The sequence below is a fragment of the Paraburkholderia strydomiana genome (genome assembly GCF_046030495.1).
Classification (GTDB): Bacteria; Pseudomonadota; Gammaproteobacteria; order Burkholderiales; family Burkholderiaceae; genus Paraburkholderia; species Paraburkholderia strydomiana_A.
This window is the reverse complement of record NZ_JAQQCJ010000006.1, coordinates 251,012-265,329: the sequence shown is the minus strand read 5'-3', so window position 1 is coordinate 265,329 and position 14,318 is coordinate 251,012. Positions and strand designations below refer to the sequence as shown.

Sequence of the window (14,318 nt, the reverse complement as noted above, 5' to 3'; positions counted from 1 at the left end):
TCACGCCGTCGCCGCGACTCGATGCAACGCTTCACTGCAACGCGGCGATTGCCCCCCGTGCGCCGTTTTCCTTCAGCAATCGCAGCGCGCGATAAAGCGTCGCCCTGAATTCCCCATGACCGGCGAGATCCGCCGAAAACACTTCCCGTACCGCGAGTAGCGCGTCCATCAACGCCTGGGGCTCCCCATGCGCCGGCGCCGCGAGCGCCGTCAATCTGTCCGCGAGCGGATCACTGATCTCGTAACGCGTGCCGTCGTCCGCCTGAGCGCGCAGGAACATCATCCACGCCGCGACCGCAAGCGCGAGCCGTCGATATGGCTGGCCCGCTTCGATGCGCGCCGCGATCGTCGCGAGCAGGCGCGGCGGCAATTTCTGGCTGCCGTCCATCGCGATCTGCGCGCAGCGGTGCTTCAGCGCCGGGTTCGCGTAACGCTCCAGCAAAGCGTCGCGATAGCCGGCGAGATCGAACGATGCCGGCATACTTAGCGTCGGCGCGATTTCTTCCGTCATCATCGCGAGGATGAAAGCGCGCATCGCGGGGTAGGCGATCGCCGCGTCGATGGTGGCGAAGCCGCCGAGCATCGACAGATAGGCCAGCGTCGAATGCGTGCCATTCAGCATGCGCAGTTTGGCTAGCTCGAACGGCGTGACGTCGTCGACGAGTTGTGCGCCGACCGCATCCCACGCGGGACGTCCGTGCGGAAAGCGATCTTCGATGACCCATTGCCGGAACGGCTCGCAAGGCACGGGCGCAGCGTCCCGATAGCCGAGTTGTTCGGCGGCGGTCGTGCGCTCGGCGTCGGTGGTGGCGGGTACGATGCGGTCGACCATCGTCGCCGGGAACGCGACTTCGGCGGCGATCCAGTCGGCCAGCGCGGCATCGAGTTGCCGGGCAAACGAACAAACCACCTGGCGCAGCGCGGCGCCGTTATGCGCGAGGTTATCGCACGACAGCACCGTGAACGGTTTGCCGTTTGCGGCGTCGCGCCGCGCGCGCAATGCCGCGACGAGTATGCCGGGCACCGTGCGCGGCGCGAGCGGGTGGGCCAGATCGTGCGCGATGGCGGGATCGTCGAGCGCGACCTCGCCGGTTTTCGAATCGCGGCAATAACCCTTTTCCGTGACGGTCAGCGAGACGATCCGCACCGCCGGCTCCGCAAGGCGCGCGAACAGCGCACGCCGATCAACGGGCATCGCGAGCACTTCGCGCAGCGCGCGCATCACAGTGACCTTCGCGCCCGTCGGGCCGCGTTCGACCAGACTGTAGAGACCCTGCTGTTCCATCAACGCGTCGCGCTTGCCGACGTCGCCTTGCAGCGTCACGCCGCAAATACCCCAATCGCCGCCTTCGGCGAGCATGGCTTCTTCCGTATACAGCGCCTGATGCGCGCGATGAAAGTTGCCGATGCCGAGATGAACGATACCGATGCGCGGCTCGTCCCATTGTGGCGACAGCAGATGCGCGGGCAGTGCGGGCAGCGCGTCGCGGGACAGACGCGGCAAGGAAAGCAGTGGGGCGGCGGAACTCATGTAATGAAATCCAGGTGGCTCGGTTGGGCGTAAGACGGCTTCGGAACGACACCGTTCAGCGGGAAAACCCTGATTTGACGGTTCGCTATACTTGTATGGTAGCATCGTTCAAACGGCTTGGGACAGCCCGGTGAGTCTGATTTTTCGACTCGGTCAGCGTCCTCGCCATCGTTCGTAAGCAACATGAAAACCGCGAGCTATCCGCGTCATGTCTGTACGCCATGAGCGCGGCTCGTCAACCGTCTTTGCAAGGAAGAAGTCATGAAGATCGTTCGCGCCGACGTGATCGTCACGTGCCCGGGCCGCAATTTCGTCACGCTGAAAATCGTCACCGACGAAGGCGTGCACGGCATCGGCGATGCAACGCTGAACGGCCGCGAACTGGCGGTCGCGTCGTATCTGAAGGACCATGTGTGCCCGCTGCTGATCGGCCGCGACCCCGGCCGTATCGAAGACACCTGGCAGTTCCTTTACAAAGGGGCGTACTGGCGGCGCGGTCCCGTCACGATGACGGCGATCGCCGCGGTGGACATGGCGCTGTGGGACATCCTCGGCAAGGTCACGGGCATGCCGCTGTACAAGCTGCTCGGCGGCGCGTCGCGTGAAGGCGTGATGGTGTACGGGCATGCCACCGGACGCGACATTCCCGAAGCGCTCGACCGTTACGCCGAACATATCGAGGCCGGTTATCAGGCGATCCGCATTCAATGTGGCGTGCCGAACATGCGCTCGGTGTACGGCGTGGCGAAAGGCAGCGGCACGTACGAGCCGGCCACCAAGGGCGCGGTGGAAGAGCAGAGCTGGTCGTCGGAAAAGTATCTCGACTTCGTGCCGAAGCTGTTCGAAGCGGTGCGCGACAAGTTCGGCTTCGACACGCATCTGCTGCATGACGTGCATCACCGTTTGACACCGATCGAAGCCGCGCGCCTCGGCAAATCGGTCGAGCCGTATCGTCTGTTCTGGATGGAAGATCCGACGCCCGCGGAAAACCAGGCCGGTTTCCGGCTGATTCGCGAGCATACGGTCACGCCGATCGCGGTTGGCGAGGTCTTCAATAGCATCTGGGATTGCAAGCAGCTGATCGAGGAGCAGTTGATCGACTACATCCGCGCGACTCTCACGCACGCGGGCGGCATCACCCATTTGCGGCGCATCGCGGATTTCGCTTCGTTGTACCAGGTGCGTACCGGCTGTCACGGGCCGTCGGATCTGTCGCCGGTCTGCATGGGCGCGGCGCTGCATTTCGACCTGTGGGTGCCGAACTTCGGGGTGCAGGAATACATGGGCTTTCCTGAGGAAGCGCTCGATGTATTCCCGCATGCATGGCGCTTCGACAAAGGCATGATGCATCCCGGCGAAGCGCCGGGCCACGGCGTCGACATCGACGAAGCGGCGGCCGCGCGTTATCCGTATGACCCCGCCTACCTGCCGGTGGCGCGTCTCGAAGACGGCACGCTGTGGAACTGGTGAGCCGGTGAGCCCGATCGATTCGATACGCTTAACTAACTAACGAAAAAATCATGGAGACACGTTTGAAACCAGCCCGCCCAACAGGCGCCGCGCCGGCCAGCAGCGCCATGCTGCGCCGCGTGGCCTTCGCGTCGACCATCGGCACCGCCGCCGAGTACTACGATTTCTTCGTCTACGGCACGGCCGCCGTGCTGGTGTTCGGTCAGAAGTTTTTCCCCGCCGCCGACCCGCTGATCGGCACGCTCGCCGCGTTTGCCACCTATGCGGTCGGCTTCCTGGCGCGGCCTCTGGGCGGCATCGTGTTCGGCCACTTCGGCGACCGCGTCGGCCGCAAGAAGGCGTTGATCGTCACGATCCTGATCGTGGGGCTTGGCACCTTCGCGATCGGCTTGCTGCCGGACTATCAGTCGATCGGCATCTGGGCGCCAGTCGCGCTGATCCTGATTCGCGTGCTGCAAGGCTTCGGTGTGGGCGGCGAGCAGGCGGGCGCCGTGTTGCTCACCGCGGAATACGCACCGCCCGCGCGGCGCGGCTTCTTCGCGAGTCTCGTGCAGTTGGGCGCGCCTGCCGGCTTCCTGATTCCGTCCGGCCTGTTCGCGCTACTCTCCGCCACGCTGACGCCCGTGCAACTGCTCGACTGGGGCTGGCGCATTCCGTTTCTTGCCAGCGCGCTGCTGGTTGCGCTCGGCCTGTATATCCGCCTGCGCACCGAAGAGTCGCCAATCTTCGCGACCATCCAGCGCACCAAGGCGGTGGCGTCGCGGCCGGTCGTGGAAGTGGTGCGGCAGTTCGGCCCGACCATCGTCAAGGGCGTCGGCGCGAAACTGATCGAGGCCTGCACGTTCGCGATGTACACGATGATCGTGCTCGCCTATGGCAAAGCGCACGGCATCGCGCAAAGCATGTTGCTGCAAACGGTGATTGTCGCGGTGGCGCTCGAACTCGTGACGATTCCGCTCGCGGGCGCGTTGTCCGACCGCATCGGCCGCCGTCCGACGTTTATGGCGGGCGCGTTGCTGCACATCGCGCTCGTGGTGCCGTTCTTCTTCGCGATCGACAGTGGCAATCGTGGCGCAGTGCAGCTCGTGATGATCCTCGCGATCAGCATCGGCCACAGTCTTTGCTATGCGCCGCAAGCGGCGTTGTTCCCCGAGCTGTTCCCGGCGCGCGTGCGTTGCAGCGGTATCGCGCTGATCTGGCAGATCGGCTCGCTGCTCGGCAGCGGCGTGCTCGGGCTGCTCGCCGTCAAGCTGATTCAGGTCACGCACGGCAGTTCGCTCGCGCTGATCGCCTACGTGGCCGTGCTCGGCATCGTGTCGGCCTTGTCGCTGTTCGCGTTGCCGGAAACCGCGCCGCTGCGCCGCAACGGCGACCTTCACGATTGGGGCGGCGCCGGTTCAGCCGACACACATGGCGCCGCGCAAGTGTTCGCGTCTTCATCCCCGTCTTCTTCCGCCGCGCAGCATTGAGCGCGCGAACTTTACCCTATTGGAGTCCATCATGCTGGCAGCAGTGCTTCACGAACCCAAACTGATCCGTATCGACGAAGTCGATCCGCCCGAGCCCGGCCCGGGCCAGGTGCGCGTGCGGGTGCGCGCCGGCGGCATCTGCGGTTCCGATCTTTCGTACTACTTCAAAGGTAAGAGCGGCGACTTCGTGGTGCGGGAGCCATTCGTGCTCGGTCACGAGGTGGCCGGCGAAATCGATTCACTCGGCGAAGGCGTGAGCGGCGGCCTGCATCTCGCACGGGGTCAACGCGTCGCGGTCAATCCGGGCCTCGCGTGTGGAACATGCCGCTTTTGCGTTGGCGGGATGCCGAATCATTGCTTGAACATGCGCTTCATGGGCAGCGCGTCGACCTTTCCGCATACGCAGGGCATGTTCCGCCAGTACATCGTCGTGGCGGCGCGGCAATGCGTGCCGGTGCCGGATGGCGTCGATTTCGCGCAGGCGTCGATGGCCGAGCCGCTCGCCGTCGCGCTGCACGCGGTGAAGCAGGCCGGCTCGCTGGTGGGCGCGAGCGTGCTGCTGATCGGCTGCGGTCCGATCGGCTGCATTCTGCTGAGTGTCGCGCGTCGCGCGGGCGCGCATCGCGTGGTGGCGCTGGATCTGTCCGACGTGGCATTGCGGGTCGCGCAGCAACTCGGCGCGGACCAGACCGTGAACGCCGCCGACACCGCCACGATCGATCAGTGGTCCGCGCAGCGCGGCACCTTCGACGTCGTCATCGAAGCCTCCGGCAGTCCCGCGGGTCTCGACACGGCGCTGCGTTCGGCGCGCGCGGGCGGCACGGTGATTCAGGTGGGCAACCTGCCGGCCGGTCAATCGCCGGTGGCCGCAAACCTGGTGATGGCGAAGGAACTCCGCTATCAAGGCTCGTTCCGCTTTACCACTGAATACGCAATTGCCGCCGAGGAGATCGCCGCCGGCAAACTCGACTTGCGCCCGCTGATGACGCACGCGTTCGCGATGAGCGACGCGAACCGCGCGTTCGAAGTGGCGCTGGACCGCTCGCAGTCGATGAAGGTCCATCTGAATTTCGACTGAGCCGCGCCGCTTGATAGGGCGTCGCACGCGCTGGGTCCTATGCGGCGAATCGAACTGACAAGCTGGTCTGAACGCCCGCGAAGAGGCGGATCGAGCATCCATCGAGGATGGAGCTGGATTAAGCGCTAAAGCGCCAACTCCAGCCGACAGCCTTGCATGGGGCTGGACTAAGCGCTAAAGCGCTAACTCCAGCCGACAGCTTTGCATGGGACGTGAGTAAGCGCTAAAGCGCTAACTCACGTCGACATTGGAGACACCTGATGATCAAGAGTCAACGCTGGTTTGTCGTCGCGCTGCTGTTCCTGGCGGGCGTGATCAACTATCTGGATCGCGCGGCGCTGTCGATCACCGCGCCGCTGATCCAGAAAGACCTGAACTTCTCGCATGCGCAAATGGGCATGGTGTTCAGCAGCTTTTTTATCGGCTATGCGCTATTCAACTTTGTCGGCGGCGTGCTGTCGGACAAGGTTGGCGCGAAGCGCGTGTTCGGCACCGCGATGGGCGTGTGGTCGGTGTTCTGCGGCGCGACCGCGCTGGCGAGCGGCATCGGCTCGCTGATCGTGCTGCGCGTGTTGTTCGGCATGGGCGAGGGCCCGTTCAGTTCGTCCAACAGCAAGATGGTCAACAACTGGTTTCCGCGCAAGGAAGTGGCGAGCGCGATCGGCGTCATCAGTTCGGGCACGCCGCTCGGCGGTGCGCTGGCCGGGCCGGTGGTCGGCTTCATGGCGGTGCGGTTCGGCTGGCGCTGGGCCTTCGTCGCGATCATGTTGTTCGGGCTTGCATGGCTCGTGTTGTGGTCGATCACGACGACCGAACATCCGCACGAGAATGCGCGCGTCACGCCTCACGAACTGGACCTGATCCGCGCGGGCCAGGCGGACGAGCATGCAATCTCGCATTCGGCCGATGGCGGCAAGCTCGGCCTCGGCCACTTCCTGCGCAAGCCGATCATTCTCGCGACCGCCTTCGCGTTCTTCTCATACAACTACGTGCTGTTTTTCTTCCTGTCGTGGTTTCCGACCTATCTGACCGAGGCGCATCACCTGAGCCTGCGCGACATGAGTTTCGCGACGGTGATTCCATGGCTGCTCGGCAGCATCGGGCTCGCGGCCGGCGGCTTCATCTCCGACCTGATCCTGCGGCTGACCGGCAAACCGCTGCTGTCGCGCAAGATCGTGCTCGGCACCTGTCTCGGCGCGGCGGCGGTGTGTGTCGCATTGGCCGGCCGTGTGGCCAGCACACAGGGCGCGGTCGCGCTGATGTCGGTGTCGATCTTCTTCCTGTACGTGACGGGCGCAGTGTATTGGGCGGTGATTCAGGATACCGTGCCGCGCGAACACGTCGGCGGCGTGGGCGGCTTCGTGCATCTGCTGGCGAATCTGGCCGGGGTCATCGGGCCGGCGGTGACCGGCTTTATCGTCGAGGCGACGCATGGTGCCTACGGCAGCGCCTTCGTGCTGGCCGGCGCGGTCGCTGTGCTCGGCGCGGTGTGCTCGCTGGTGTGGATTCGCGAGCCGCGGGAGAGCACATTGGCGATGAAACGTGCATGGTAGTATGGTGCGGTATGGTGTCACGCGTGGCGAGGCTTGCCTGCCGTCGCGCGCGTACCTCGCGGGTGTCTCGCGGTGCCTGACACCCGTGCTCTTTCCGCGATCGATTCGCTGTTACCCGTTGCTCTGCCCGATGCCGACCAAGAACCTCCTCACCAACGAATCGTCTCTCTCCGCCGATACGGCGCTCGTCGCGCGCCGCACGCGGCGCCGCGCGAGCGCGCAAGCCGGGACACCTGCTCAACTGCCCGATCTGACCGCGAACGTTTCGTTCGATTCGCATGAGCCGATCGGCAAGCAGATTTTCCGCGCCTTGCGCGAGGCGATTTTCGTCGGACAGATGGTGCCGGGCACACCGCTCTCGGAGAAGGAAGTGTCCGACATGTTTCAGGTGTCGCGGCAGCCCGTGCGGGAGGCGTTCATCAAACTGGTCGAAGCCGGCGTATTGCAGGTGTTGCCGCAGCGCGGCACGTTCGTGAAGCGGATTTCGCCGCGCCAGGTACGCGAAGGGCGCTTCATTCGCGAAGCGATCGAAACCGCGGTGGTGCGCAAGGCGGCGGTGTCGATCACCGACGAGCAATTGCAGGCGCTCGCGGATAATCTGCGCGAACAGAAGCTGGCGGCGAAGTCGAACGATACTGCCGCGTTTCTCGCGCTCGACGAGGCGTTTCATTACGGGATTGCCCAGGCGATCGACTGCACGGCTGCGTGGGAAACGATTCAGGACATCAAGGCGCAAATGGACCGGGTACGCTATCTGAGCCTGCCCGATGTGTCGCCGCTCGATCTGCTGATCAAACAGCACGCCAGGATTCTGGCCGGCTTGCGCGCACACGACCCGAGCGCCGCCGAAGACGCGATGCGCAGCCATCTGCGTGAGATTCTGATGTCGCTCGGCCCGATCGCCGAACGTAACCCCGCGTGGTTCGAAGCGGACGAGCCGGAGCGCGTGCCGTTGTCGACGTGAGGCACGACGCGACGCAAGCGCGCATCCGGTATGTGGCGCTTGCGGGCGGCTAGCGTTGCGCCGCGTGCTTTCCATTCACCCCATCAAACGATCCGAGTCCCGCTGCGATAAGTCGCGCGCGGCACCGGCAGCGTGTCGAGCATCGTCACGCGCACGAAGTCCGCGCGCAAACCCGTTTCGATCGCGCCGCGATCGTGCAGACCGGCGGTGCGGGCCGGTTCGGCGGAGACCGTCGCCATTGCGCGCGGCAGCGTCCAGCCGGCTTTGTCGACGAGGTCGAACACTGCGGTCAGCAGGCTCGACGGCACGTAATCTGACGAAAGGATGTCGAGAAGGTTCGCCTTCGCGAGTTCGAGCGCCGACACGTTGCCCGAATGCGAGCCGCCGCGCACGATATTCGGCGCGCCCATGATGGTCGAGATGCCGTGCGCGCGTGCGGCTTCGGCGGCAATGCGGGTGGTCGGGAATTCGGCGAGCACGATGCCTTCGGCCTTTGCCTGTTCGACGTGCTCGATCAGCGTGTCGTCGTGGCTCGCCACCGGAATGCCGAGCCGCTGGCAACGCGCGACGATCTCGCGGCGGTGCGCATCGGCATAACGTTCCTGTTCGACCGACAGTTCGGCCAGCGCGGCCGCGACATGTTCGTCGCTCAGCTTGCCGTCGCGCTCCTGGAAGCGGCGCCATTGCTCGCGATCGTGCCATTGACGCTGACCGGGCGTGTGATCCATCACCGATGCGAGCCGCAACAGCGGATGCGTGCACAGCGAATCGAACACCTCGACCACGTCGGCGGTGGCGATCTCGCAGCGCAGATGCAGAAAGTGCTCGGCGCGCAGCAGTTTGCGCGCTGAAAAGCGCAGCAGGGAATCGGCGCATTGCGTTTGCACATCGCGGCCACGCAGCCCGACGTTCGAGCGCGAGCCGATCGCGAGCGCGTCGAACACGGTGGTGATGCCCGCGGCCGCCACCTGCGCGTCGTGGATCACGAACGCGGCGTCGGTATTCCATTGCACGCCAGGACGCGGCGCGAGGTGTTTCTCGAGATTGTCCGTATGCAACTCGATCAGACCGGGCAGCAGATAATCGCCGTCCCAGTCTTCAGCTTCGCGCGCCGCGGTCGTGCCGCGTGCGATCTCGCGGATCACGCCGTCCTCGACGCGCACCACGCCGGTGAATGCTTCGTCTCGCGTCACGATGCGAGCGTTCCTGATCAACATCGACTTGCTCCGTTCTTATCGAGCCTGGGTGTTGTTGCCATATGGGGGTAGTCTCTCATCGCCGTTCGCCGGTCCATTCTAGTGCCGTTTCGCGGCGGTCGATCAATCGTTCAGTGACGCCGTGGCGGCTGCAAGGCGAGCCGGCGCGTTGCGACCTTGCTGCGCGTCTCTTCGTCATGAAAGATACCGACGATCGCCGCACCGCGCTCGCGCGCTTCGACAATCAGCCCGGCGACCACGTCGCGGTTCTCCGCGTCGAGCGAGGCAGTGGGTTCGTCGAGCAGCAGCAGCGGATGCCCGGCGATCAATCCTCGCGCGATGTTCACACGCTGCTGCTCGCCGCCGGAGAAGGTGGCGGGCGCGAGCGTCCACAGCCGCTGCGGCACGTTGAGCCTTGCGAGCAGCGCGGCGGCGCGCGCGCGGGCTTCGTCTTCGGCCACGCCGCGCGAGAGCAGCGGTTCGGCGACCAGCGTGAGCGTCGGCACGCGCGGGATGACGCGCAGAAACTGGCTCACGTAGCCGACCACATCGCGGCGCAGGCGCAGCACGTCGCGCGGTTCGGCACCGGTGATCGACACGGGTTGGCCATGATCCGCTGTGTCGCGTATCTCGATCGACCCCGTGCTGGCGAGATAGTTGCCGTACAGACAGCGCAGCAGCGTGCTCTTGCCCGCGCCCGACGGCCCGACCAGCACCACGCATTCGCCGCGTTCGACTTCCAGCGAAACGTCCGCGAGCGCGTCGATCCGCACGCCGCCCTGGCCATGCAGCGTGAAGGTCTTGCCGACGCCGGCCGCGCGCAGCATCAATGCCGTGTTGCAGGAGAACGCACGCCCGGCCGCGCCTGCTTCATGAACTGTGCGACTGCCTGCTTCAATGGATTGCATCGTGAGCCTCAAACCGGCAGAACCGAGGAAACCAGCGTTTGCGTATAGGGATGCTGCGGATCGTCGAGCACCTGATCGGTCAGACCCGACTCGACGACTTCGCCCCCCTGCATGACCATCAGCCGATGCGCGAGCAAACGCGCGACGCCGATATCGTGCGTGACGATCAGCACCGACAGGTGCAGCGTGGACGTCAGCGTGCGCAGCAGATCGAGCAGACGCGCCTGCACCGATACGTCGAGCCCGGCGGTGGGTTCGTCCATGAAGACGAGCCGCGGACCGGTCACGAGATTGCGCGCAATCTGCAGGCGCTGCTGCATGCCGCCGGAAAACGCGCTGGGAAATTCGTCGATGCGCGAAGCGTCGAGTTCGACGCGTTCCATCCACTGCGTGGCCGCGTGACGGATCTCGCCATAGTGGCGCGCACCGACCGCCATCAACGGCTCGCCGATATTCGCGCCGGCGGAGACGCCGCTGCGCAGTCCGTCACGCGGATTCTGCTGCACGAAGCCCCACTCGGTGCGCATCAGCAGGCGCCGGCGCGGCTCGGACAGCGCGAGCAGATCGAGCCGCTCGCCCTGCGTGGCGGTGTAGTGGAGCGAGCCGCTGTCGGCCGTGGTTTTCAGCGCGAGCGTATTGAGCAGCGTGGTCTTGCCCGAGCCCGATTCGCCGACGATGCACAGCACTTCGCCCGGATACAGATCGAAGCTGACGTTCCTGCAACCGTTGCGGCCGCCGTATTGCCTGGTCAAATGGCGAGCGCTCAATAGCGGCTGTGGCGTCATGCGGATTCTCCGTCGCGTGCGTTGGGCTGCGCCGGAGCCTGGTCCGCATCGCCACGGCGTTCGTGGCAGTAGTCGCTATCGGAGCAGACGAACATGCGTTTGCCCGCGTCGTCGACGATCATTTCATCGAGGAAGCTCTCGGTCGATCCGCACAGCGCACACGCGTGCTGCCACTTCTGCACGTCGAACGGATGATCGTCGAAGTCGAGGCTGCGTACGGATGTGTAGGGCGGAATCGCGTGAATGCGCCGTTCGCGGCCGGCGCCGAACAGTTGCAGCGCGGGGTTCATGTGCATCTTCGGGTTGTCGAACTTCGGGATCGGCGACGGCGAACTCAGATAGCGGTGGTTGACGATCACCGGATAGTCGTACGTGGTGGCGATGCTGCCGTGATGGACGATGTCCTCGTAGAGCTTCACGCTGATCAGACCGTAGTCGGCGAGCGCATGCAGCTTCCTGCATTCGGCGACGCGCGGTTCCAGCCGATATAACGGCTCGGGCATCGGCACCTGGTACACCAGAATCTGCCTGTCCGTCAGCGGCGTTTCGGGAATCCGGTGACGTGTCTGGATGATCGTCGCTTCGGCGGTGCGGCGCGTGGTCGCGACGCCCGTGGTGCGCGCGAAGAAACGGCGGATGTTGACCGCGTTGGTGGTTTCGTCGGAGCCCTGATCGATGACCTTCAGCGTGTCCTGCTTACCGATGATCGCCGCGGTGACCTGAATTCCGCCGGTGCCCCAGCCGAACGGCAACGGCATTTCCCGCGACGCGAACGGCACCTGGCAGCCCGGCACCGCCACGGCCTTGAGCAACGCGCGGCGCAGCATGCGCTTGGTCTGCTCGTCGAGGTAGGCGAAGTTGTAGCCGTGCGCGGCGCTGTCGTACGAGGCGGGGGTTGGAGATGCGCCGGGCGCGTTCATGCTGCCTGCTCCGCTTGATCGCTGCATTGTTGCTCGCTTTGATTCCGCGTCTGCGCACCATGCTGTGCCCGCAAGCGTCGTACGAGTTCGAGTTCGGACTGAAAGTCGACGTAGTGGGGCAGCTTCAAATGCTGAACGAAGCCCGACGCTTCGACGTTATCGCTGTGCGATAGCATGAATTCGATGTCCTGGGTCGGCGACGCGACCGCTTCGCCGAGTTCCTCGGCGCGCAACGCGCGATCGACCAGCGCCATCGCCATTGCCTTGCGCTCCGAGTGGCCGAACGCGAGACCGTAGCCCTGCGTGAAGGTGGGCGGCACGGTGCCACTGCCGGCGAACTGGTTGATCATCTGGCATTCGGTGATGTCGATGTCGCCGATGTCGACCGCTTCGCCCAGCTCGTCGAGTTCCATCTCGACGGCAATCGTGCCGACGCGGATCTCGCCCGCGAACGGATGCGAGTGCGCGTAGCCGCGTTGCGTCGCGTAACCCATCGCGAGCAGAAAGCCTTCGTCGCCGCGCGCCAGATTCTGCAGGCGCGTCGCGCGGCTGGCGGGAAAGGCGAGCGGTTCGCGCGAAAGATCGCCGGGGGGCGGCGCGCTCGGCGTGGGGCGTTCCTGTTCGATCAGGCCTTCGGTGTCGAGCAAGGTAACGACGCGCGGCATGGCGTTTGTTGCCGCCGCCGCGCTTGCGAGCGACCCGCCATATGCTTCGGCTGTGCCGTTGTCATTGCGTGCGCTTGTGCCCGCTTCTTCGGCCTCGCCTTCGGCAAGCAACGCGAAATCGAGCAGACGCTGAGTGTAATCGTAAGTCGCGCCGAGCAACTGACCACCGGGAACGTCCTTGAAGGTCGCCGAAATGCGGCGCTCGACCTGCATCGCTTCGGTGTCGATCGGCTGCGTGTAGCCGAAACGCGGCAGCGTGGTGCGATACGCGCGCAGCAGGAAGATCGCTTCGACCAGATCGCCGGCTGCTTGCTTGATCGCCAGCGCGGCGAGCTCCTCGTCGAACACCGAGCCTTCGATCATCACGCGCGCGACGGCGAGGCGCAATTGCTCGCGAATCTGCGCGACGCCGAGTTCGGCGAGTCGCGTATCGCCGCGGCGCGCCTGATCGAGCAGACGCCACGACGCTTCGATTGCGCGCTCGCCACCTTTGACGGCAACGTACATCAGTTCACCTTCGCTTGAGTTGTGCGCGGCAAGCCGATCAGGCGAGTGCCGCTGACGAGATAGCAGTCGATACCGCACGGAAACAGCGGCGCGAGCGCGGCGCGCTCGCGCCAGAAGTGCTCCGGCAGACCGACCGGTGCAATCGTTTCGGTATCCAGAATGCCAGGTCCGCTGAGGACGACCGAAATGCCGCCTGTGAGTGCTTCGACGCGAATCAGCAGCGTCACCGCCTGCTCGGGCGATTCCGCGGTGCCGAGCATAAAGCGCTCGAGCGGTGGCAATGCACTTGCATCATGAACATACGCGAACGCGGCGGCGCCGGGTTCGCCGACAAGCGGCGCGCCGGTGTGAAAACGCAGCGCCGAGCCGAGCGCGGCGTCCGGCTGCGCGAGCCACACGGGCGTCGCGTAGTCGCATAGCGAGAGCAGCGCGGCGAACGCGGCGAGTTCAGCACGCGTGGCCCGCACGTCGGGCAGCACGTTGCCGACCTCGCCGATCGTGCCCGGCCGCGACAATGCATCGAGCAGCGTGCGGAACACCGCCTGCGTATCGTGGACGGGGTCCGCGAAGCCCGGCGTCAATGTGGACAAGGCAATCTGCGCGTTTTCCATCATTCGCCCCGCACCATCGTGAAAAACTCGACGCGCGTGGCCGCGGCGTTGCGTTGCCGTTCGGCGCGGCGCGCGGCCTGTTGCGCGGCAAACGGTTCGACCAGTTGCCGATGCAATGCCGCGTGATGCTCGGGCATTTGCAGCAGCGCGTCTGCCAGCGCGGCGAGTTCCGCGCGGCGGCGGTCACGGCCCAGGTGACATGCGACGCCGACTGTTGCGAGTGCATCATCCGGTACGCGCAGGCGCAAGGTTGCGCGTGTCACGGTGGCTTCGCCGAGATTGAACGGATCGCCGCTGCCGCCGACGCGCCCGCGCACCATCGCAAGCCCGATTTCGGGCGGCCGCAGCCAGTCGTAAGCGGGAGTGGGCAGGCCGTGCAGCGCGCGCTCCATGGCGGCTTCGAGATCGGCGCGCGGCGTGCGGGCCAGTACAGCCATCCATGCGCGCCGCTCGGACGACGCAGGAGCAGACGCAGGCGACGCGGAAGTAGCGCTCATCGGATTTCCTGTTGAGCAAGCAAATGGACATTTGACCATCTATTCATCTAAACGTCTAGACGTTTAGAGGTACCTTGTCGCGCATCGGCATGTGTGCCACCGTTTCACATTTTCATCACGGCTTGCGCACTACAATGCACACCATGCCGAATATTTGACCCTGG

At 65.1% G+C, this 14,318-nt stretch carries 13 protein-coding genes; 5 read left to right on the top strand and 8 right to left on the bottom strand.

Annotation, left to right across the window (positions count from 1 at the left end):
• Positions 1–31: 31 nt before the first annotated feature.
• Positions 32–1,531: a mannitol dehydrogenase family protein gene (locus PQQ53_RS11125; RefSeq protein ID WP_408324101.1), complete on the bottom strand. Its 1,500-nt coding sequence runs from the start codon at positions 1,529–1,531 to the stop codon at positions 32–34.
• 261 nt (positions 1,532–1,792) lie between these two features.
• On the opposite strand from PQQ53_RS11125, the gene manD reads away from it, so the two are divergent.
• The 5 genes from manD to PQQ53_RS11100 all read left to right on the top strand — a co-directional run bounded on the left by manD (position 1,793) and on the right by PQQ53_RS11100 (position 8,065).
• The gene (manD, locus tag PQQ53_RS11120; protein WP_408324099.1) at positions 1,793–3,001 is read left to right on the top strand and encodes a D-mannonate dehydratase ManD; all 1,209 of its coding nucleotides are present in this window, start codon (positions 1,793–1,795) and stop codon (positions 2,999–3,001) included.
• 62 nt (positions 3,002–3,063) lie between these two features.
• A complete protein-coding gene (locus PQQ53_RS11115) occupies positions 3,064–4,470 on the top strand; it encodes an MFS transporter (protein WP_408324097.1) in 1,407 nt (468 codons plus the stop codon).
• Between the two features lie 31 nt (positions 4,471–4,501).
• Positions 4,502–5,548: an L-idonate 5-dehydrogenase gene (locus tag PQQ53_RS11110; protein ID WP_408142825.1), complete on the top strand. Its 1,047-nt coding sequence runs from the start codon at positions 4,502–4,504 to the stop codon at positions 5,546–5,548.
• A 260-nt stretch (positions 5,549–5,808) separates the two neighbouring features.
• Positions 5,809–7,101, top strand: coding sequence for an MFS transporter (locus tag PQQ53_RS11105; RefSeq protein ID WP_408324095.1), 1,293 nt, complete (start codon positions 5,809–5,811; stop codon positions 7,099–7,101).
• Positions 7,102–7,231: 130 nt separating this feature from the next.
• Entirely contained in the window at positions 7,232–8,065 is an 834-nt protein-coding gene (locus PQQ53_RS11100) for a GntR family transcriptional regulator (RefSeq protein WP_408324094.1), read from the top strand.
• Between the two features lie 83 nt (positions 8,066–8,148).
• Here the strand turns inward: PQQ53_RS11100 and PQQ53_RS11095 are convergent, their stop codons facing one another.
• The 7 genes from PQQ53_RS11095 to phnG form a co-directional block, all read right to left on the bottom strand.
• Positions 8,149–9,282 (bottom strand): alpha-D-ribose 1-methylphosphonate 5-triphosphate diphosphatase, encoded by a 1,134-nt coding sequence (locus PQQ53_RS11095; RefSeq protein ID WP_408142819.1) that lies wholly within the window; start codon positions 9,280–9,282, stop codon positions 8,149–8,151.
• 110 nt (positions 9,283–9,392) lie between these two features.
• The gene (gene phnL / locus PQQ53_RS11090; protein ID WP_408153168.1) at positions 9,393–10,169 is read right to left on the bottom strand and encodes a phosphonate C-P lyase system protein PhnL; all 777 of its coding nucleotides are present in this window, start codon (positions 10,167–10,169) and stop codon (positions 9,393–9,395) included.
• An 8-nt stretch (positions 10,170–10,177) separates the two neighbouring features.
• The gene (gene phnK, locus PQQ53_RS11085; RefSeq protein ID WP_408324093.1) at positions 10,178–10,954 is read right to left on the bottom strand and encodes a phosphonate C-P lyase system protein PhnK; all 777 of its coding nucleotides are present in this window, start codon (positions 10,952–10,954) and stop codon (positions 10,178–10,180) included.
• Complete coding sequence (locus PQQ53_RS11080; protein ID WP_408324091.1) at positions 10,951–11,874, bottom strand: alpha-D-ribose 1-methylphosphonate 5-phosphate C-P-lyase PhnJ; 924 nt, start codon at positions 11,872–11,874, stop codon at positions 10,951–10,953. Before PQQ53_RS11080 ends, phnK begins: the two co-directional genes overlap by 4 nt.
• Positions 11,871–13,046 carry a carbon-phosphorus lyase complex subunit gene (locus PQQ53_RS11075; protein ID WP_408324089.1) on the bottom strand — a complete coding sequence of 392 codons (1,176 nt, stop codon included), beginning with the start codon at positions 13,044–13,046 and terminating at the stop codon, positions 11,871–11,873. The genes PQQ53_RS11080 and PQQ53_RS11075 overlap by 4 nt, the downstream gene beginning before the upstream one ends.
• Entirely contained in the window at positions 13,046–13,657 is a 612-nt protein-coding gene (gene phnH, locus PQQ53_RS11070; protein ID WP_408324119.1) for a phosphonate C-P lyase system protein PhnH, read from the bottom strand. Before phnH ends, PQQ53_RS11075 begins: the two co-directional genes overlap by 1 nt.
• A complete protein-coding gene (phnG, locus tag PQQ53_RS11065; RefSeq protein WP_408324088.1) occupies positions 13,657–14,154 on the bottom strand; it encodes a phosphonate C-P lyase system protein PhnG in 498 nt (165 codons plus the stop codon). Before phnG ends, phnH begins: the two co-directional genes overlap by 1 nt.
• Positions 14,155–14,318 lie beyond the last annotated feature (164 nt).

What these genes read in the sequence shown, in the direction of transcription:
- PQQ53_RS11100 (WP_408324094.1), top strand. Translation starts at nt 7,232, where the DNA reads ATGCCGACCAAGAACCTCCTCACCAACGAATCGTCTCTCTCCGCCGAT.
- PQQ53_RS11075 (WP_408324089.1), bottom strand. Translation starts at nt 13,046, where the DNA reads ATGTACGTTGCCGTCAAAGGTGGCGAGCGCGCAATCGAAGCGTCGTGG.
- PQQ53_RS11110 (WP_408142825.1), top strand. Translation starts at nt 4,502, where the DNA reads ATGCTGGCAGCAGTGCTTCACGAACCCAAACTGATCCGTATCGACGAA.
- manD (WP_408324099.1), top strand. Translation starts at nt 1,793, where the DNA reads ATGAAGATCGTTCGCGCCGACGTGATCGTCACGTGCCCGGGCCGCAAT.
- phnL (WP_408153168.1), bottom strand. Translation starts at nt 10,169, where the DNA reads ATGCAATCCATTGAAGCAGGCAGTCGCACAGTTCATGAAGCAGGCGCG.
- PQQ53_RS11105 (WP_408324095.1), top strand. Translation starts at nt 5,809, where the DNA reads ATGATCAAGAGTCAACGCTGGTTTGTCGTCGCGCTGCTGTTCCTGGCG.
- PQQ53_RS11095 (WP_408142819.1), bottom strand. Translation starts at nt 9,282, where the DNA reads ATGTTGATCAGGAACGCTCGCATCGTGACGCGAGACGAAGCATTCACC.
- phnK (WP_408324093.1), bottom strand. Translation starts at nt 10,954, where the DNA reads ATGACGCCACAGCCGCTATTGAGCGCTCGCCATTTGACCAGGCAATAC.
- PQQ53_RS11080 (WP_408324091.1), bottom strand. Translation starts at nt 11,874, where the DNA reads ATGAACGCGCCCGGCGCATCTCCAACCCCCGCCTCGTACGACAGCGCC.
- PQQ53_RS11125 (WP_408324101.1), bottom strand. Translation starts at nt 1,531, where the DNA reads ATGAGTTCCGCCGCCCCACTGCTTTCCTTGCCGCGTCTGTCCCGCGAC.
- phnG (WP_408324088.1), bottom strand. Translation starts at nt 14,154, where the DNA reads ATGAGCGCTACTTCCGCGTCGCCTGCGTCTGCTCCTGCGTCGTCCGAG.
- phnH (WP_408324119.1), bottom strand. Translation starts at nt 13,657, where the DNA reads ATGGAAAACGCGCAGATTGCCTTGTCCACATTGACGCCGGGCTTCGCG.